Origin of the sequence: Amycolatopsis sp. VC5-11, from assembly GCF_037034185.1 — a bacterium.
Taxonomy (GTDB): Bacteria; Actinomycetota; Actinomycetes; order Mycobacteriales; family Pseudonocardiaceae; genus Amycolatopsis; species Amycolatopsis nivea.
In genome coordinates, this window is record NZ_JBAGKF010000010.1 from 190,036 (window position 1) to 206,291 (window position 16,256).

General features: G+C 66.5%; 14 protein-coding genes. 10 read left to right on the forward strand and 4 right to left on the reverse strand.

Annotation, left to right across the window (positions count from 1 at the left end):
- Positions 1-11: 11 nt before the first annotated feature.
- Positions 12-1,163, reverse strand: a complete 1,152-nt coding sequence (locus WA670_RS27890) for a PucR family transcriptional regulator (RefSeq protein WP_336159305.1) — start codon at positions 1,161-1,163, stop codon at positions 12-14.
- 74 nt (positions 1,164-1,237) lie between these two features.
- On the opposite strand from WA670_RS27890, the gene WA670_RS27895 reads away from it, so the two are divergent.
- Complete coding sequence (locus WA670_RS27895; RefSeq protein ID WP_336159306.1) at positions 1,238-2,848, forward strand: thiamine pyrophosphate-binding protein; 1,611 nt, start codon at positions 1,238-1,240, stop codon at positions 2,846-2,848.
- Between the two features lie 207 nt (positions 2,849-3,055).
- Here the strand turns inward: WA670_RS27895 and WA670_RS27900 are convergent, their stop codons facing one another.
- Positions 3,056-4,228 carry a M20 metallopeptidase family protein gene (locus WA670_RS27900; protein ID WP_336159307.1) on the reverse strand — a complete coding sequence of 391 codons (1,173 nt, stop codon included), beginning with the start codon at positions 4,226-4,228 and terminating at the stop codon, positions 3,056-3,058.
- A gap of 166 nt (positions 4,229-4,394) precedes the next feature.
- Here WA670_RS27900 and WA670_RS27905 point away from each other — a divergent pair, with 166 nt between their 5' ends.
- The 8 genes from WA670_RS27905 to WA670_RS27940 all read left to right on the forward strand — a co-directional run bounded on the left by WA670_RS27905 (position 4,395) and on the right by WA670_RS27940 (position 12,418).
- On the forward strand, positions 4,395-5,075 hold the full coding sequence (locus WA670_RS27905) for a FadR/GntR family transcriptional regulator (RefSeq protein ID WP_037817913.1): 681 nt from the start codon (positions 4,395-4,397) through the stop codon (positions 5,073-5,075).
- Between the two features lie 88 nt (positions 5,076-5,163).
- Positions 5,164-6,213, forward strand: coding sequence for a pyridoxal phosphate-dependent aminotransferase (locus WA670_RS27910; RefSeq protein ID WP_336159308.1), 1,050 nt, complete (start codon positions 5,164-5,166; stop codon positions 6,211-6,213).
- Between the two features lie 161 nt (positions 6,214-6,374).
- Positions 6,375-8,141, forward strand: coding sequence for an ABC transporter permease (locus WA670_RS27915; RefSeq protein WP_336159309.1), 1,767 nt, complete (start codon positions 6,375-6,377; stop codon positions 8,139-8,141).
- A 16-nt stretch (positions 8,142-8,157) separates the two neighbouring features.
- Positions 8,158-9,273, forward strand: a complete 1,116-nt coding sequence (locus WA670_RS27920; RefSeq protein WP_336159310.1) for an ABC transporter substrate-binding protein — start codon at positions 8,158-8,160, stop codon at positions 9,271-9,273.
- A gap of 38 nt (positions 9,274-9,311) precedes the next feature.
- Positions 9,312-10,472: an ABC transporter ATP-binding protein gene (locus WA670_RS27925; protein WP_037817919.1), complete on the forward strand. Its 1,161-nt coding sequence runs from the start codon at positions 9,312-9,314 to the stop codon at positions 10,470-10,472.
- Between the two features lie 22 nt (positions 10,473-10,494).
- Positions 10,495-11,760 (forward strand): amidohydrolase family protein, encoded by a 1,266-nt coding sequence (locus WA670_RS27930; RefSeq protein WP_037817920.1) that lies wholly within the window; start codon positions 10,495-10,497, stop codon positions 11,758-11,760.
- On the forward strand, positions 11,760-12,044 hold the full coding sequence (locus WA670_RS27935; RefSeq protein WP_167756421.1) for a hypothetical protein: 285 nt from the start codon (positions 11,760-11,762) through the stop codon (positions 12,042-12,044). The genes WA670_RS27930 and WA670_RS27935 overlap by 1 nt, the downstream gene beginning before the upstream one ends.
- A complete protein-coding gene (locus WA670_RS27940; RefSeq protein ID WP_078870676.1) occupies positions 12,041-12,418 on the forward strand; it encodes a Rieske (2Fe-2S) protein in 378 nt (125 codons plus the stop codon). Before WA670_RS27935 ends, WA670_RS27940 begins: the two co-directional genes overlap by 4 nt.
- Positions 12,419-12,698: 280 nt before the next feature.
- Here the strand turns inward: WA670_RS27940 and WA670_RS27945 are convergent, their stop codons facing one another.
- Entirely contained in the window at positions 12,699-13,280 is a 582-nt protein-coding gene (locus tag WA670_RS27945; RefSeq protein WP_336159311.1) for a TetR/AcrR family transcriptional regulator, read from the reverse strand.
- 79 nt (positions 13,281-13,359) lie between these two features.
- On the opposite strand from WA670_RS27945, the gene WA670_RS27950 reads away from it, so the two are divergent.
- Positions 13,360-14,757 carry a cytochrome P450 gene (locus tag WA670_RS27950; RefSeq protein ID WP_205673131.1) on the forward strand — a complete coding sequence of 466 codons (1,398 nt, stop codon included), beginning with the start codon at positions 13,360-13,362 and terminating at the stop codon, positions 14,755-14,757.
- On the opposite strand, the gene WA670_RS27955 is transcribed toward WA670_RS27950, so the two are convergent.
- Positions 14,740-16,224: a SulP family inorganic anion transporter gene (locus WA670_RS27955; protein ID WP_336159312.1), complete on the reverse strand. Its 1,485-nt coding sequence runs from the start codon at positions 16,222-16,224 to the stop codon at positions 14,740-14,742. The two genes, WA670_RS27950 and WA670_RS27955, sit on opposite strands and share 18 nt — an antisense overlap.
- Between the last annotated feature and the right edge of the window lie 32 nt (positions 16,225-16,256).

Consider the following 16,256-nt stretch of genomic DNA (forward strand, 5'->3'; position numbering starts at 1 on the left):
CAGCGGGGCGGCTAGCGAAGACCGGCCAGCGTCGCGATCCGCAGCCCGGCGTGGAGTTCGCGGCGCACCTTCCCGTCGGCGAGATCGACGTCGGCGACCGCGCGTACGCGATCCAGTCGGTAGTAGAGGGTGCTGCGGTGGACGTGCAGGGTCTGCGCGGTGCGCTGGGCGTCGCAGCCGCAGTCGAGGTAGGTCTCCAGGGTCTGCGCGAGGTCTGGTCCGGACTGCGCGTCGAGCAGCCGTCGTACGGCATCGGGGAGGTCTGAGATATCAAGGTCCTCGAGGGGGAGTTGCAGCAGCAGCCGGTCCAATCCCAACTCCGACCAGTGCGCCACGCAGCCGGCGTCGCCGCCGCGCAAGGCGATCCGGGCTTCCCGCAGGGACCGGTGCACGCCGGACAGCGGCGCGTGCGCACCGCCGACCCCGGCGTGGAGGTCGGAGAAGGCGGGCTGCGCAAGGAGAGCTGACAGTCGTGCGGTGTCGATTTCGTAGGGCACCAGCAAGACAGCTTCGCTGCCGAGCACCGCGCCGACGGCTTTCAAGGTGGGGAAGACTGGGATGCTCGACAATGCCCGGTCCAGGACCAGTCGGAGGGTTGCCGAACTGGGCTCGGCGCGCGGCGGGGTCGCGATCGAGATGACCGTGTAGTGCGGGACGGGGGAGAGCAAACCGCTGGCGAGCAGTTCGTCGGCGGCTCGGACGCGCTGGTCGTCGGTGCCTTCGAGGAGCGCGGCGAGCAGGCGTCGCGCGCGGTCCTCGTCTTCCCGGTTGCCGAGTGCCATCGCGGCCAGCAGCAATCCGATCTGCGCCCGGCGTTCGCGCAGCTCGTCGTCGTCCTCGTAAGCGGACTCGTCGTCCTCGGGGATCGTGGAGGAGAGGTAGCCGACGAGCCGCCCCTCGTGGCGGACCGGCGCGACGAGCCGGGACTGGCCGCCGTCGAGCGGCGGGATCCGGACCGGGTCCTGCGCCTGGCCCACCCGGTAGTCCCGGATGGACTCCCGGGCGCGCGAAGATCCTTTGTGGGACAGGATGATCGCCAGCCGGGCGTGGTCGACGTCCTGGTCGTGCACGCTGAACGCGATCACCGTGAAGTCGACGTCGAACACGATGATCGGCCGCCCGAGCCGGTCGGCGTAGGCCTGCACCTGTCCTTCGAGAGTCATGCTCGCCTCTTCCGTTGCCAGCTGCCCGAGATTTGATCTATATTCATTATAGACATTTGACGAGAGGGATCCGCATGGCACAGATGACAGGCGGTGACGCGCTCGCCAGCGCGCTCATCAGCGAGGGCGTCGACACGGTCTTCGGCATTCCCGGGGTCCAGCTGGACGGGCTCACCGACGGCATGTACCGCAAGCGCGACGAGCTGGAACTGGTCGTTCCGCGGCACGAGCAGGCGACCAGCTACATGGCGGACGGCTACTACCGCACTTCCGGCCGTCCCGGGGTGGCGATGGTCGTGCCGGGCCCTGGAGTGCTGAACGCCGGCGCTGGGATGGCAACGGCGTACGCCTGTTCGTCGCAGGTGATGCTGCTGGCGGGGACGATTCCGTCGCCGCTCGTGGGGTCCGGGCTCGGGGCGCTGCACGAGATTCCCCGCCAGACGGACACGGTTCAGGGGCTGACCAAGTGGTCGGCGCGGCCCAAGCGGGTCGAGGAGATTCCGGATCTGGTGCACGAGGGGTTCCGGCAGATGCGGACTGGACGGCCTCGTCCGGTCGCGCTGGAACTCGGGCCGGACTTGCTGCACGCGGTCGCGGATCTCAAGCCGGGGGAACCGTTCGGGGTGCGGGAGCCGGAGGCACCCGAGCGGGACGTTGTCGAGCTCGTGCGGCTGCTGGCGGCGTCCGAGCGGCCGGTGATCCATGTCGGCGGGGGGATGCGGGATCCGCGGGCGTTCAAGTTGCTGGCTCGGCTTGCTGAGCTGCTGGACGCGCCGGTGGTGATGAGCGAGAACGGGCGGGGGGCGATTGATGCTCGGGATCCGCATGCGTTGCCTGCCTTTGCTTTGTGGGAGCTGCGGGCTACGGCGGATCTTGTGGTTTCGTTCGGTAGCCGGTTTCTGACGCCGTTTGGGCAGCAGTTGAATATTGGGGATGCTCGGCTGGCGTTGGTGAATATTGACGCGGCTGATCTTCGTGCGCCGCGACGGCCGGATCTTGCGGTCAATGCTGATGCTGTTGCGGTGTTGGAGGCGTTGGTTGGGCGGCTGTCGCCTCGGGCTGGTTGGGGGGCTGAGCTGGTTCGGTTGCGGGAGAACTGTGCTGCGCGGATTCGGGCGCAGGCTGGGCCGCAGATGGAGTTCGTGGACGCTATTCGGGCTGCGTTGCCGGAGGACGGGGTTTTTGTCAATGAGTTGACGCAGATCGGGTATGTGTCTACGTACGGGTTTCCGGCGCAGGCGCCTCGGTCTTATGTGTGGCCTGGGTATCAGGGGACTCTTGGGTATGCGATGCCTACTGCGCTCGGGGCCGCGGTGGGGGCTGGGGGGCGGCCGGTGGTCGCGGTCACCGGGGATGGCGGAATCGGGTGGTCTTTGCAGGAGTTCGCTACTGCTAAGAAGTATGGGATTCCGTTGGTTACTGTGTTGTTTGAGGATTCTCGGTTTGGGAATGTTTGGCGGATTCAGCGGGATACTTACGGTGGGCGGTTTATTGGGTCTGAGTTGACTAATCCTGATTTTGAGCTGCTGACTCGGGCGTTTGGGCTGGATTTTGCGCTGGCTGAGGATGCTGGGGCGGTGGAGAAGCATGTCGGGGCGGCTATTGCGGCGGGGCGGCCTGCGGTGGTTAAGGTGCCGGTGGGGGTGTTTCCTTCTCCTTGGCCGTTGATTCACGAGAAGCATTGAGGGATGGTTCGGGCCTCGTCGCCTGGCGGCGACATTGGCCTCTTGGTTGCGTGGGGCACCCCGAAGGTTGATTGTGCTGACGGTCTGGGGGTGCTTGTCAAGGCGGGAAAGATGCCTTGACAAGCACCCCAGACCGCAGGGAGGCTTCGTATCGGGGTGCGGGGGAGGGGCTGGGTGCCTCGATGGGTGGGTGCACCGGTGCGGTTTTTAGGGCCGTAGGTGGCTTAGGGCTAGTGCTGTTAGTGCTGTTGCTTGGTCGCCGAGCACGCTGTCGTCGAAGATTGCGCGCGGCGAGTGGTTCATTTCTGCGGTGTCTGGGGCGATTCCTTCTGGTGTGGTGCCTAGGAAGATGAAGGCGCCGGGGACCTCGTTGAGTACCGCGGAGAAGCTTTCCGATGCCATGATCGGGTGTTCCAGTGGTACGGCTCGTTCTGTTCCGAACTGGTCGGCTAGCACGGTTAGCGCGTGTGTTGCTGCTTTCGGGTCGTTCGCGGTTACTGGGTAGACCGAGCGGAACTCCGTCTCTGCTTGGCAGCCGAAGGCTGATGCGATTCCGGTTGCTAGTGAAGGTAGTTCGCGGGCCAGGATTTCTACGCTCTCTGCGGACAGTGCGCGGATCGTCGCGGCTAGTGTTGCCTCGTCGGGGATGGCGTTGATGATATCGCTTGCCTGCATTTTGGTCACTGACAGCACAACTGGGTCGAAGACCGGGAACCGGCGGGTGACGTAGGTGTGCAGGGCCGAGATGATCTGGGCTGCGGCTGGGACTGGGTCCACCGCTTGGTGCGGTCGGGAGCCGTGGCCGCTGCGGCCTCGTATTCGTACCGTCAGGCTGCTGGCTCCGGCCATGATCGAGCCGGGGCGGGTGGTGAATACGCCGGAGCGGCCTGGCAGGACGTGAATGCCGTATGCGGCCTCGACGCCTGCGAGGATTCCCTCGTCGATCAGGCGTTGTGCGCCGCCGCCGGCTTCTTCGCCTGGTTCGAACATGAAGACAACCGAGCCGGCGATCTCGTCTCGATGGGCGCTCAGGAGTTTTGCTGCGCCAACTAGTGCGGCTGTGTGCAGGTCGTGGCCGCAGGCGTGCATCAACCCGGGCGTCTGAGATGCGAACGGCAGGTCGGTTTCCTCCGTGACGCGCAGGGCGTCCATGTCTGCGCGCAAGAGGACCGAGGGGCCGGGGCGGGCACCGCGCAGTACTGCCACGATTGAGGTGAAGTCGGGTGGGCCTGGGGTTACTTCGAGGTCCAGTGTCGACAGTGCGGACAGTACGGTTCGCTGGGTGTGCGGGAGGGCGAACCCGGCTTCGGGGTGGGTGTGGAGGGTGCGGCGGAGTGCGACCAGTTCTGAGTGAAGGGCAGCGGGGGCGGAAACCGGCATGGGGGCTCCTTAGGCAACGGTGCGTGCCGCGCTGGTGACGCATGCGTCTAATGTCTACAATCAATATAGACGATGCCGGGTGTTCGGGGTTCCGGTGCGCCTCTAATCTGTCACTACGCGTGACCCGCGTCGGCGACGTCACCGGACCGAGTACTTCGGAGGACCCTTGCCGCAGATCACGAACACCGCCGCTGCCGTCCAGGTCGCTCGCGCGCTCGAGGACGAGATCGTCTCGGAGGGCTGGAGTGCCGGGCACTTCGTCGGGCGCCGTCAGGAGTTGATGGCGCGCTTCGGGGTCGCTCCGGCGACGTTGAGCGAGGCGATCCAGCTGCTGCGCGCCCGCGGCATCGTCGATGCCAAGCCGGGGCCGGGCGGCGGGATCTTCGTCGCGACGCGTTCGCCCTTCACGCATCTGAGCGATCAGCTGCTCCAGTTGCGCGAGGGTAAGGCGACCGTGGAGAACTGCCTGCGCGTGCTGGACGCGCTCGACGGTTCGGTGCTGCACGACGCGGTCGAGAACGCGAGCGACGAGGACATCGCTGATATCTCAGCGTGCGCCGACACGTTGAAGGCGGCCTGGGATTCCGCCGAGGCTCCGACGGCGATCTGGGCGCTGCACGCGCGGATCGCGCAGGTGTCGCCGAACGAGCTTTTGCGCAGCCTGTATACGAATCTCGTCGACTACATCATCGCCGCGAAGCTCGAGGGCGTCACCGCGCCGACCACGAAGGAGCGGTTGCGGACGCACCTCGACTTCGCCGAGGCGGTCATGAAGCGCGACCACGAACTGGCGGAGTCGGCGATTTCGCGGCACCGCCGGCCTGCCGTGGCAGCTCGGCCTTCCTGAGATCTTGATCCGGGCGAACTGATGGATGTACACGCGCTCAGAATTATGTATATTCATTACAGTTAATCGTCCGGCTTGAGGAGGATGCATGCTGCTGGAGCTCCGCAGTGTGGTCGACCGCGTGCTCGCCGCCCCCGATCGCTCGTCCCGCGGTGCGCAGCCGCCGATCCGCTTGTCCCAGAACGAAATGCCGTGGGCGCCCGCGGACGTCATCGTCGCCGCGATGACCGAAGCGGCCCGGAATGCCCACCGCTATCCCGATTACCACCGTGCCGCGGCACGCGCCGCGGTCGCCGGGGCGATGGGTCTGGACGCGGGGCGCATCGCGATCGACAACGGATCCGGCACGCTGCTGCACGCGCTCGCCCGCCTGGTCTGCGAACCCGGCGTGCACGGCGTGCGCCCGGCGCCGTCCTTCGAGGCGTACGCGGCGGCGCTCTCGCTCGCCGGCGCGGAGTCCACAGAGGTCGGTCTCGACGCGAACGGCGCGATGGATCTCGACGCGATGCTCGCCGCGGTCGGCCCGGAAACCCGCATTGTCTACCTCTGCAATCCCAACAACCCGACGGGCGGGCTGCGCGGGGTCGAGGATATCCGCGACTTCCTGAAAAGCGTCCCGTCGCGCGTGCTGGTTGTTGTCGACGAGGCGTACCGCGAGTTCGTGTCTGCCGAACCGGTGGACGCGACTGTCGGATTGCTCGACGAGTTCGAGAATCTCGTGCTGCTGCGGACACTGTCCAAAGCACACGGTTTGGCGGGCATCCGCGTCGGTTATGCCGCTGCCGCACCGCGGATCGCGGAGGCACTGCGCCGCACGTCTGTCGGGTTCGCGCTCAACAGCGTGGCCGAGGCGGCGGTCATCGCGGCGTTGAGCGCGGAAGGATTGGCTGTGGCGAAGGAAAGAACCGCCGTCATCGTCTCGGAACGCGCCCGGGTCGAGGCCGCGCTGACCGCGGCGAACGTCGCGTTCGTGCCGAGCCAGGCGAATTTCCTTTTCCTGCCGGGAAACGCGGCCGACCTGCTGTCCCGTTTGGAGGCTCGCGGCGTGCTCGCCCGGCCGTTCCCGAAAGCGGGCGGGGCGCGCGTGACGATCGGGCTGCCCGAGGAAAACGACGCGGTGCTCGCCGCCCTGATCTGATCAGCGGTTTCCTCCGACACCGTGTCGGAGGAAACCGGAAGGACTTCGGAGAGCCGCTCGATGAGCCGCCGCACCCGAGTTCTTACGCTAACCGGCAGGACGGACGGAGCGGTTCGTCCCCGCGGCGGGCAACCGGCCGCTCGCAGGAAGGAACGACTGCAGTGACGGAGCGCCTTTTCGAGCACGACCGGCGAGCGTCGATGCGCCGCTCGGTGACCGGCGGTGTGCTCAAAGCAACCCTGCTCGCCGGGCTCACGCTGATTTTCGTCTATCCGGTCGCGATGATCGTGCTCGGCGCCTTCCGCGACGGGCTGCCCTCGGACAACATGCCGTTCACCATGGGCGGCCTGCTCGCCGCGTTCGAGGCCCCGGAAACGTGGCACACGCTGTGGAACTCGATCGTGCTGGTCGTCGTGTGCGGCACCATCTCGGTGGCCGGCGGCGGGCTGTTCGCCTGGATCGCGGCCAACACGAACGTGCCCGGCCGCAAGCTGCTCACGCCGATCATGGTGATCAACCTGTTCGTCCCGCCGCTGTTTCACACCCTCGGCTGGATCATGCTCGGCAACGCGCAGAACGGCCTGCTCAACCAGTTCGGCCGGGAACTCGGCACGCACGGTCCGCTGATCAACATCCAGGGCTGGGGCGGGCTGATCCTGCTGACGTCGCTCGGCTACATGCCGTTCGCGTACCTGCTGCTGCTGGGCGCGTTCAAGAACCGGGACCAGTCGCTCGACGAGGCCGCGGCGATCAGCGGCGCGGGCACGGTGCGGACCTTCTTCACCATCACGATCCCGTCGGTCGGCCCGGCGATCACCGGCGCGGCCCTGCTGATCGCGGTGCTGGTGTTCCAGTCGTTCGACGGACCGCAGCTGATCGGCCGCCAGGCGGGCATCTACGTCTTCTCGACGCAGATATATCACTACGTCCGGGATGAGGCGCCAGCCGAGTACACCAAGGCGTTCGCGCTGTCGCTCGTGCTGATCCTGCTGGTGCTGCTCTTGTTCCTGGCGCAGCGCTGGATGCTGCGCGGCCGCAGCTTCACCACGCTCACCGGCAAGACGTCGCGGCGCGATCCGCAGGAGCTGGGCCCGATCCGCTGGGTGCTGTCCGCGCTGATCGTCGTGGTGGTGCTGCTGAACTTCCTGCTGCCGCTGTTCGCGATGGTGCTCGGCAGCCTCCAGCCGATCTTCGGGGTGATGAGCACCGGGCTGACCCTGGACAACTACGTCACGATGCTCACTGACCCGCAGTTCAGCTCGAGCCTCGCGCTCACCGCGTGGCTCGCGATCATCGGCGGCTTCGGCTCGATCTCGATCGCGCTGCTCACGACGTACGTCACCGCGCGGCGCCGGGGATTCCTGCGCAGCTACACCTCGTTCGCCGTCTGGATTCCGTGGGCGCTGCCCGGCGTCGTGCTCGGCCTCGCCTACATGTTCGCCGTGCTCTACCTCCCGGCGTTCCGCGGGCTCTACGGTTCGGCGTTCCTGATGACGCTCGTGCTGGTCGTCGCCACGATCCCGGTGTCCAGCCGGATCGCCGAGGGCGCGCTCGCCCAGCTGTCGCCCGAACTGGAGGAGGCGGGCCGGATGTCCGGCGCGAGCGCGGGCCGGGTGCTGGTGACCATCGTGCTGCGCCTGGTCATCCCGAGCTTCCTGGCCGGCTGGTTCCTCTCCGCGCTGTTCATCTCGGGCAACCTCGCCGTGCCGATGCTGCTGGCTCCGCCCGGGCTGGAACCCGTTTCATTGACCGCCTTCCAGCAGTTCCTCACCGGCGAGATGTCCCGCGGCGCGGCGCTGTTCATGATCATTCTGCTCGCCGCGTTCGCCGTCCTCGCGCTCGCCGCGGTGTCCGTCAAGCTCGGCGGCCGGATCCTCGGCCGCCGCACCGACCAGTTGTCCGGCTCGTTCTCCCGCATCACCCACTGACCCGAGAGGAAGAACAATGAAGTTCTCCCGCACGAAACTGCGCGCGCCAGCGCTGGCGCTCACCGCCGGGCTGCTCGTCTCGCTCACCGCCTGCGCGTCGGCGGGCGCGACCAAGTCGAGCACCCCGGTCGAGGTCCCCGGCGCGTCCGCGGCGGCCAACAAGTACATGAACGAGCTGTACGACAAGGCGTTCGCGGCCAACCACACCCAGCTCGTGCTGTACGGGCCTGGGGTGACCGCGAACCAGGCGATGAACGACGTGTTCACCAAGCGCTTCCCCGGGATCAAGCTGCTCCCGCAGGACCAGGCGGACGCGCAGATCCTCACCAAGCTCGACACCGAGGCGCAGAGCGGGAACCGGATCGCGGACATCTACGTCGGCGGCGAATCCCCGCAGGCGGCGGCGAAACCGAACATCTGCACCACCGCGGACGTGCGCACCGCCGACCCCGGGTTCAAGATCCCGACCGACAACGACGGCCGGCTCACCTACTTCGCCCTGCGCTACTTCGGTTTCGTCTACAACACCGACCAGGTGCAGAAGCAGGACGCGCCGAAGAACTGGCACGACCTGCTCGACCCGAAGTGGAAGGGCAAGATCGCGGTCGGCGACATGACCGTGCCCGGCGGCATCCGGTACATCCTCGAATCGCTGATGCTGCCGGAGAACGAGAAGAAGTGGGGCCGCTCCTACCTGGAGAAGCTGGCCGCGCAGGACCTGCAGGTATCTCAATCCGAGCCGATGGTGCCCACAGACGTCGCCAGCGGCCGGTTCCCGGTCGGCATCGCCGTATACCAGGGCTACTTCGAGGCGCAGAAGAAGAAGGGCGCGCCGATCGACATGGTGTTCCCGCTGGAGGACGGCGGAAACTACATGGCCCGCTCGGCACTGTGCCTGATCAAGAACGCGCCGCACGCCGAGGCCGCGCAGCTGTATGTCAACTGGCTGTACTCGCCGGAAGGCCAGAAAGCGCTGGCGGAGAAGGACAATTCCTACGGCCGCACGCCGACCGCGCCCGGCCCGCCCGGACTGCCGTCGCTCGACAAGCTGCCGCGGCTGCCGTTCTCGAACCCCGACCCCGCGTTCAACAAGCCGTACTTCGACTTCATCACCCAGGCGTTCAAGAAGTAGCACCTCGCCTCCCGGCCGAAGAGAAAGCGCAGGTCACGATGACCGAGGTCCAGGTATCCGGACTCACCAAGAAGTACGGCGCGAAGGCGGCGCTGCACGAACTGGATCTGACGATCGAGTCGGGGCAGTTCGTGACGCTGCTCGGCCCCTCGGGCTGCGGCAAGACCACGACGTTGCGCTGCCTGGCCGGGCTGGAACGGCCGACCTCGGGCCGGATCGTCATGGGCGACCGGGTCGTGGTCGACACCGCGCGGCGCACGTTCGTGCCCGCGGACAAACGCCAGGTCGGCATGGTGTTCCAGAGCTATGCGCTGTGGCCGCACCTGAGCGTCACGGACAACGTCGCGTACCCGCTGAAGGTCGCGCGGATGCCCGGCCGGGAGCGGGCGCAACGGGTGCAGGAAATGCTCGACGCGGTCGGTCTGTCCGACCTCGGGAAGCGTTCGGTCACCGCTCTGTCGGGCGGTCAGCAGCAGCGCGTGGCCCTCGCCCGTGCGCTGGCCGCCCGGCCGGGGATCATCTTCTACGACGAGCCGCTGTCCAATTTGGACAGCAAACTGCGGTACCAGATGGGCCAGCAGGTGCGCTCGCTGCACAACCGGTTCGAGACGACATCGGTCTACGTGACGCACGACCAGGAGGAAGCGATCACGCTGTCCGACCGGATCATCGTGATGAGCGAGGGCGTGATCGTCCAGTCCGGTACGCCGAGCGACCTGTACGACCGCCCGAATTCCGCGTATGTCGCGGATTTCATGGGCTTTCAGAACATCCTGCCCGGGACGGTCACCGGCGTGCACGGGAAGACCGCCGACGTGCGGGTCGACGACACTTCGCTGGTCTTCTCCGGGATCGCGACCGGCGAGGTTTCGATCGGGGACCGGGCCGACATCGCGTTCCGCGCGGCGCATGCCCGGCTGTCTCCGCAGGGTTCCGGGCCCGGTGCGTTCGGCGGAACTGTCGAGCGCACCACCTATCTCGGCAGTGCCGTCAACCTTCTCGTCCGCGCGGACGGGCTCCCCATGCGCGTGCGCACCGAAACGGCCGAACTGTCCGCGGAATCGGTCCCGACCGCCGGCGAAGAACACACTTTCGCGGTCAGCCCCGACCGCGCCGTCGTCATCCCGCACGAGAACGCGGCCCCCGCCGACGACGATTACCTGACCACGATGACCGATGCCGCCGTCGCGCCCCGCTGACGCCGGACGAAGGGAAGAATCCGTGCCCGATTTCTCCAGTCCTCGCTCCGACGGGCCGCGGATCCGGGAACTCGCCGAGATCGGCGGGCGCACCGACACCCGCGACGTCCTCGCCCACGCGACCAAACAGGCCGAGCGGGAGTACGACGACTACTTCATCGTCGATATCGACGCGCACGTCTCGGAAGACCATTTCTGGGGCGAGGTGCTGGAACTCATCGACAACGACGTGTGGCGCCAGATCGGCATGGACCAGTTCGGCAAGTTCGCGGGCAATAACGCGCTGCTGAACATTCAGCCGGGGATGTCGCACCAGAGTGTCGGCGGGCGGATCGGGCATCAGGGCCGCAAGGAGCCGCTTGGCGGGGTGTCCGGGCATCCGTTCGTCGCCGCCGCCCGGCGCGGGATGGACGCGATGGGGCTGGACTACCAGGTGGTGTTCCCCAGCGCGATGTTGCTGCTGGGCATGCATCCGCAGGACGAGATCGAGGTCGTGCTCGGGCGGGCGTTCAACCGATGGCTGACCGAAGTCGTTCTGCCGCAGGACGATCGGCTCAAGGGGATGTTGTACCTGCCGTACAATACGCCGGAGGTCTGCGAGGAACTGGTTGAGAAGTATGCCGGTGATGACGGGATCATCGGGTACACGGTGTGTTCTACACGCAACAATCCGGTGCATTCGGATGTTTACACGCGGTTGTACAAGCTTATCGAGGACAGCGGGAAGCCGCTCGCGTTCCACTCCGGGTATCACTGGGGGGATCCGTCATTTGCCCAGCTGAACCGGTTCCTGTCGATGCATGCGTTGTCGTTCACGCATTACAACCAGATTCATGTGACCAACTGGATCATCAACGCGATGCCGGAGCGGTTTCCTCGGCTGAAGATGGTGTGGGTGGAGAGCGGGCTGGCCTGGATTCCGTTCCTCATGCAGCGGCTCGATCACGAGGTGCTGATGCGGCCCAGCGAGGCTCCAGGGTTAACTCGGTTGCCCAGTGAGTACATGAAGGAGATGTGGTATACGAGTCAGCCGATGGAGCGTACCAGTATGGAGTTGCTGGAGGCTGGGATGAAGGCGTTCAACGCGGAGACTCAGTTGTTGTATTCTTCGGACTGGCCGCATTGGGATTGGGACGCGCCGTCTACGATTACGCGATTGCCGTTTTTGTCTGAGCAGGCTAAGCGGAATATTCTGGGGTTGAATGCCGCTCGGGTGTTCAATCTTCCTACTGATCGGCGGAAGCCTGCTGCGAAGAGCGTGCTTCATGAGCGGCCTGGGGTTTCGTGATGACATCTGAACTTGCTTCGCTGGTATCTCGGCTGGGCTCGCTGACATCTGAGATCGCCTCGAGCGGCCAGGCCGCGGCGGTCGCCGATGAAGAGATCGCTGAGTTGTTGTACGCGGCGGCTCGGTTGTTCTCTGCCAAGACGGATCGGGTGGGGAAGATTTCCTGGCCGGTTCGTGAGGACGCGTTGACGGCTACCGAGACCGTGGTTTTGGTTACTGCGTTGCTGGATGCCGCGGATGTGAATCTTTTCGATATGGCGATCTGGTATCGGAGGGCCGAATGAGCTCGGTGCGGCGGGACGTTGTTGTTGCTGGGTTGGCGGATCTTCAGGTTCGGGGGCGGGTCGTGGTGGACGTCGACGGTCTGGAGGTGGGGGTTTACTTTCATGCTGGGGAGGTGCGGGCTTGGCATAATGTGTGTCCGCATCAGGGCGGGCCGGTTTGCCAGGGGAAGATGATGCCGCGGACTGTTCAGCCGGTTCGGGAGGATCGGAAGAGTGCGGGGCCTGCGTTTCATCCGGCTGATCGGAATATTGTTTGTCCTTGGCATGGGTTTGAGTTCGACGTTCTTACCGGGCGGCATCCGGCGGATGGTTCGGTGCGGTTGAGGGCGGTTCCGGTTCGGGTGGTGGGGGATGAGGTTGTGGTTCGTATTTGATGTCTGCTTGGTGGGCGGCTCGTCGCCTGGCGGCGACATTGCGCCCGCCGGGTGAGGCTTGGCACCCCGATTTTTTAGTGTGACTACGGCGCGGGGGTGCTTGTCAAGGCGGGAAAGATGCCTTGACAAGCACCCCCGCGCCGTGTTTTTGGCTTCGTATCGGGGGTGGGGGAGGTGTGGGTGCCTTGCTTTGGGTGCATCGGCTGCGGGGGCGAGGGGGCGTGAGGGGGGCCTGAGGGAATCTGGGGTCGTGAGGGTGCCCCTCACGCGCGTGCGTGCGTTAGATCGTGGTGGGGTCTACGTCTACTGCGGCGAAAAGGGTTCGCGCGCAAAGGTCTCGCAGCTCTTCGGTGCTGATCTTCGGTTCGTCCAGCCAGTCCAGGATTAGTGTTGCCACGAAAGAAAGCCATCCCCGCACCGCGAGTTGTGTCGTGGGGGTGACTGGGTGCAGTTGGCTCACGGCGGACAGGATGCGGTCTGCGTTCGCTGCCATTCCTGCTTCGCAGATTTCCCGGATTTCGCGGTCCGCGTCGCCTGCGCTGCGGTGCACGATGCGGTAGCCGTCTGGGTGGGTGCGGGCGAATTCCAGGTATACCTCCAGCCCGGCGCGCAACTGCTCGGCTACCGGCAGCGCTGGGTCGGGTTCGCTCATGGCCAGGAGCTGGTCTCGCTGGCCGCGCACGATTGCGGCGAAGAAGTCCTTTTTGGTGGGGAAGTAGTGGTACAGCAAACCGCGGGAGACGCCCGCGATTTCGGCTACCTCTTCGATCCACACCTCGTCGTACGGGCGGCCCGCGAACAGGCCTGCTCCGATGGTCAGCAGCTGTTCGCGGCGCTGTTCGGTGCTCAGGCGCGTCCGCATCTCCCCAGCTTACTTGACACCGGTTCAGTAGCGGGGGATGGTGACCCTATTGGATGTGGGTTCAGTAGGGAGCGAAACTGTGGACACCACCGCGATTCCGCATCGGCCGGGCCGGTTGCCGGTGCTCGGGGACCTGCTCGGGACCAATGTGCGCACGCCGTTGCAGAGCACCATGCGGGCCGGTGCGGGGCTCGGGCCGATTTTCACCCGGAAGTTCTTCGGTCTCGAGATCGTGTTCGCCTGCGGGATCGACCTGGTCACCGAGCTGAACGACGAGACAAGGTTCGGCAAGCACGTCGGGCTGGGCGTCGAACGGTTGCGCGGGGTCGTCGGCGACGGGCTGTTCACCGCGCACACGCGCGAGCCCAACTGGCGGCTGGCGCACGACATCCTGCAGCCCGCGTTCTCCGCCGAGGCGATGCGCCGCTACCACGCGATGATGCTCGACGTCGCCCGCGAGCTGACCGCGGCGTGGGACCGCGCGGACGGTCCGGTCGACGTCGCTGCCGACATGACCCGGCTGACGCTCGAGACGATCGGGCTCGCTGGGTTCGGTTACCGGTTCGGGTCGTTCGAGCGGGCCGAACCGCATCCGTTCGTCACCGCGATGATCCGTGCGTTGCGGTTCGCGCAGCTGGACAACGTCAAGCTTCCGTTCGTGCGGCGGGCGCTGGCCGGGTCGGCCGCGCAGAACCAGGCTGACATCGCGACCATGACGAACCTGGTCGACGAGGTCATCGAGAGCCGCCGCAGGGAAGGCGGCGAAGCACGTGACCTGCTCGGTCTGATGCTCACCGACGGGCACCCGATGACCGGGGAGCGGCTCGACCCGGTGAACATTCGCAACCAGGCCATCACTTTCGTCGTCGCGGGGCACGAGACGACGTCGGGCGCGCTGTCGTTCGCGCTCTACTACCTGACGCGCCATCCGGAACTGCTGGCGAAGGCGCGCGCTGAAGTCGACGCGGTGTGGGGTGGTCGCGAACCGGCCTTCGGGGACGTCGCGAAGCTTCGGTACGTCCGCCGCGTGCTCGACGAGGCGATGCGGCTGTGGCCGACCGCGCCCGGCTATACCCGGGAAGCCCGCGAAGATCTGGTGCTGGGCGGAAAATACCCGATGCGCAAGGGTGATTCAGTCATCGTGCCGCTGCCGATGCTCCACCGCGACCCGGCCGTGTGGGGGCCGGATCCGGAGAAGTTCGATCCGGACCGCTTCGAGCCGGCGGCGGTGCGGAAGCGTCCGGCTCAGGCGTACAAACCGTTCGGCACCGGGGAACGCGCGTGCATCGGCCGCCAGTTCGCGCTGCACGAAGCGGTGCTGGCGCTGGGGGTCATGCTGCAGCGCTACGACTTCGAGGCAGACCCGGCGTACGAGCTGAAGATCGTGGAATCGCTGACGCTGAAGCCGAGCGGATTCACCCTCCGGCCGCGGATCCGGGAGCGAGCGGTCGGGCTGACCTCAGCTGCTGCCCGCTAGTTCTCCGGACAGGGTCTCGTGCATCGCCGCGCTGTGTTTGTTCAGGCCGACGATCTCGACGGTTTTCCCGCGGGCCTCGTACTTCGTCGTGATGGCGTCGAGCGCGGCGACGGTCGAGGCGTCCCAGATGTGCGCGGCCGATAGGTCGACGACCACGCGTTCCGGGTCGTCGGCGTAGTCGAACTGGTAGACCAAGTCGTTGCTGGACGCGAAGAACAGCGCCCCGGTGACGGTGTACCGGACGCTGCCGGGCTCGCGCACCGCGGTCACCTCGACCAGGTGCGCGACCCGGCGCGCGAAGATCACCATCGCGGTGATCGACCCGACGACGACCCCGATCGCGAGGTTGCTGGTCGCCACCACGATGCCCACGGTCACCGCCATCACCGCGACCTCGCCGACCGGCATCCGCTTCAGCGTCTTGGGCGCGATCGAATGCCAGTCGAAGGTGCCGAACGCGACCAGCACCATCACCGCGACCAGCGCGGCCATCGGGATCCGCGACACGACCGGCCCGAACACCAGGCACAGCACCATCAGGAACGTCCCGGCGAGGAACGTCGACAGCCGGGTCCGACTGCCCGCGACCTTGACGTTGATCATGGTCTGGCCGATCATCGCGCAGCCGCCCATGCCGCCGAAAATCCCGGTGACGACGTTGGCGACGCCCTGACCGACCGCCTCGCGGGTCTTGTTCGAATGCGAGTCCGTGATGTCGTCGACCAGTTTGGCGGTCATCAGCGATTCCATCAGCCCGACCAGCGCGAACGCCAGCGCGTACGGCGCGATCAGGCCGAGCGTGCCGAAGGTGAACGGCACGTCCGGGATCCCCGGCACCGGCAGCGCCGAGGGCAGCGCACCCTTGTCGCCGACGGTCGGCACCGCGATTCCGGCCGCGATCGTCAGCGCGGTGAGCACCGCGATCGACACCAGCGGCGCGGGCACGGCCTTGGTGAGCCGCGGGAAGAACACCATGACCGCGAGACCGCCGGCGAACAGCGGATACACCGGCCACGGCACGTCGATCAGCTCCGGCACCTGCGCCAGGAAGATGAGGATCGCCAGCGCGTTCACGAAGCCGACCATCACGCTGCGCGGCACGAACCGCATCAGCCGCGCGACGCCGAGCGAGCCGAGCACGATCTGGAACAGCCCGCCCAGCACCACCGTCGCGACGAGGTAGCCGAACCCGTGTTCCCTCGCCAGCGGCGCGACCACCAGGGCGATCGCCCCGGTCGCCGCGGAGATCATCGCCGGACGGCCGCCGACGAACGAGATCACCACCGCCATGGTGAACGACGCGCACAGGCCCACGCGCGGATCGACCCCGGCGATCACCGAGAACGAGATCGCCTCCGGGATCAGCGCGAGCGCGACGACCAGCCCGCCGAGGATTTCGGTGCGCGCGACCCGCGGCGACAGCCATGCCGGACGTCGAATGGACACAGTGGACAGTGACGAGGGCACGGTGGATTACCTGTCGGTTTCGGGGGGCGGGC

Bases quoted from the DNA above. Each gene is read 5' to 3' on its own strand.
- WA670_RS27945 (WP_336159311.1), bottom strand. From the start codon at position 13,280: ATGCGGACGCGCCTGAGCACCGAACAGCGCCGCGAACAGCTGCTGACC.
- WA670_RS27890 (WP_336159305.1), bottom strand. From the start codon at position 1,163: ATGACTCTCGAAGGACAGGTGCAGGCCTACGCCGACCGGCTCGGGCGG.
- WA670_RS27910 (WP_336159308.1), top strand. From the start codon at position 5,164: ATGCTGCTGGAGCTCCGCAGTGTGGTCGACCGCGTGCTCGCCGCCCCC.
- WA670_RS27920 (WP_336159310.1), top strand. From the start codon at position 8,158: ATGAAGTTCTCCCGCACGAAACTGCGCGCGCCAGCGCTGGCGCTCACC.
- WA670_RS27935 (WP_167756421.1), top strand. From the start codon at position 11,760: ATGACATCTGAACTTGCTTCGCTGGTATCTCGGCTGGGCTCGCTGACA.
- WA670_RS27940 (WP_078870676.1), top strand. From the start codon at position 12,041: ATGAGCTCGGTGCGGCGGGACGTTGTTGTTGCTGGGTTGGCGGATCTT.
- WA670_RS27925 (WP_037817919.1), top strand. From the start codon at position 9,312: ATGACCGAGGTCCAGGTATCCGGACTCACCAAGAAGTACGGCGCGAAG.
- WA670_RS27900 (WP_336159307.1), bottom strand. From the start codon at position 4,228: ATGCCGGTTTCCGCCCCCGCTGCCCTTCACTCAGAACTGGTCGCACTC.
- WA670_RS27895 (WP_336159306.1), top strand. From the start codon at position 1,238: ATGGCACAGATGACAGGCGGTGACGCGCTCGCCAGCGCGCTCATCAGC.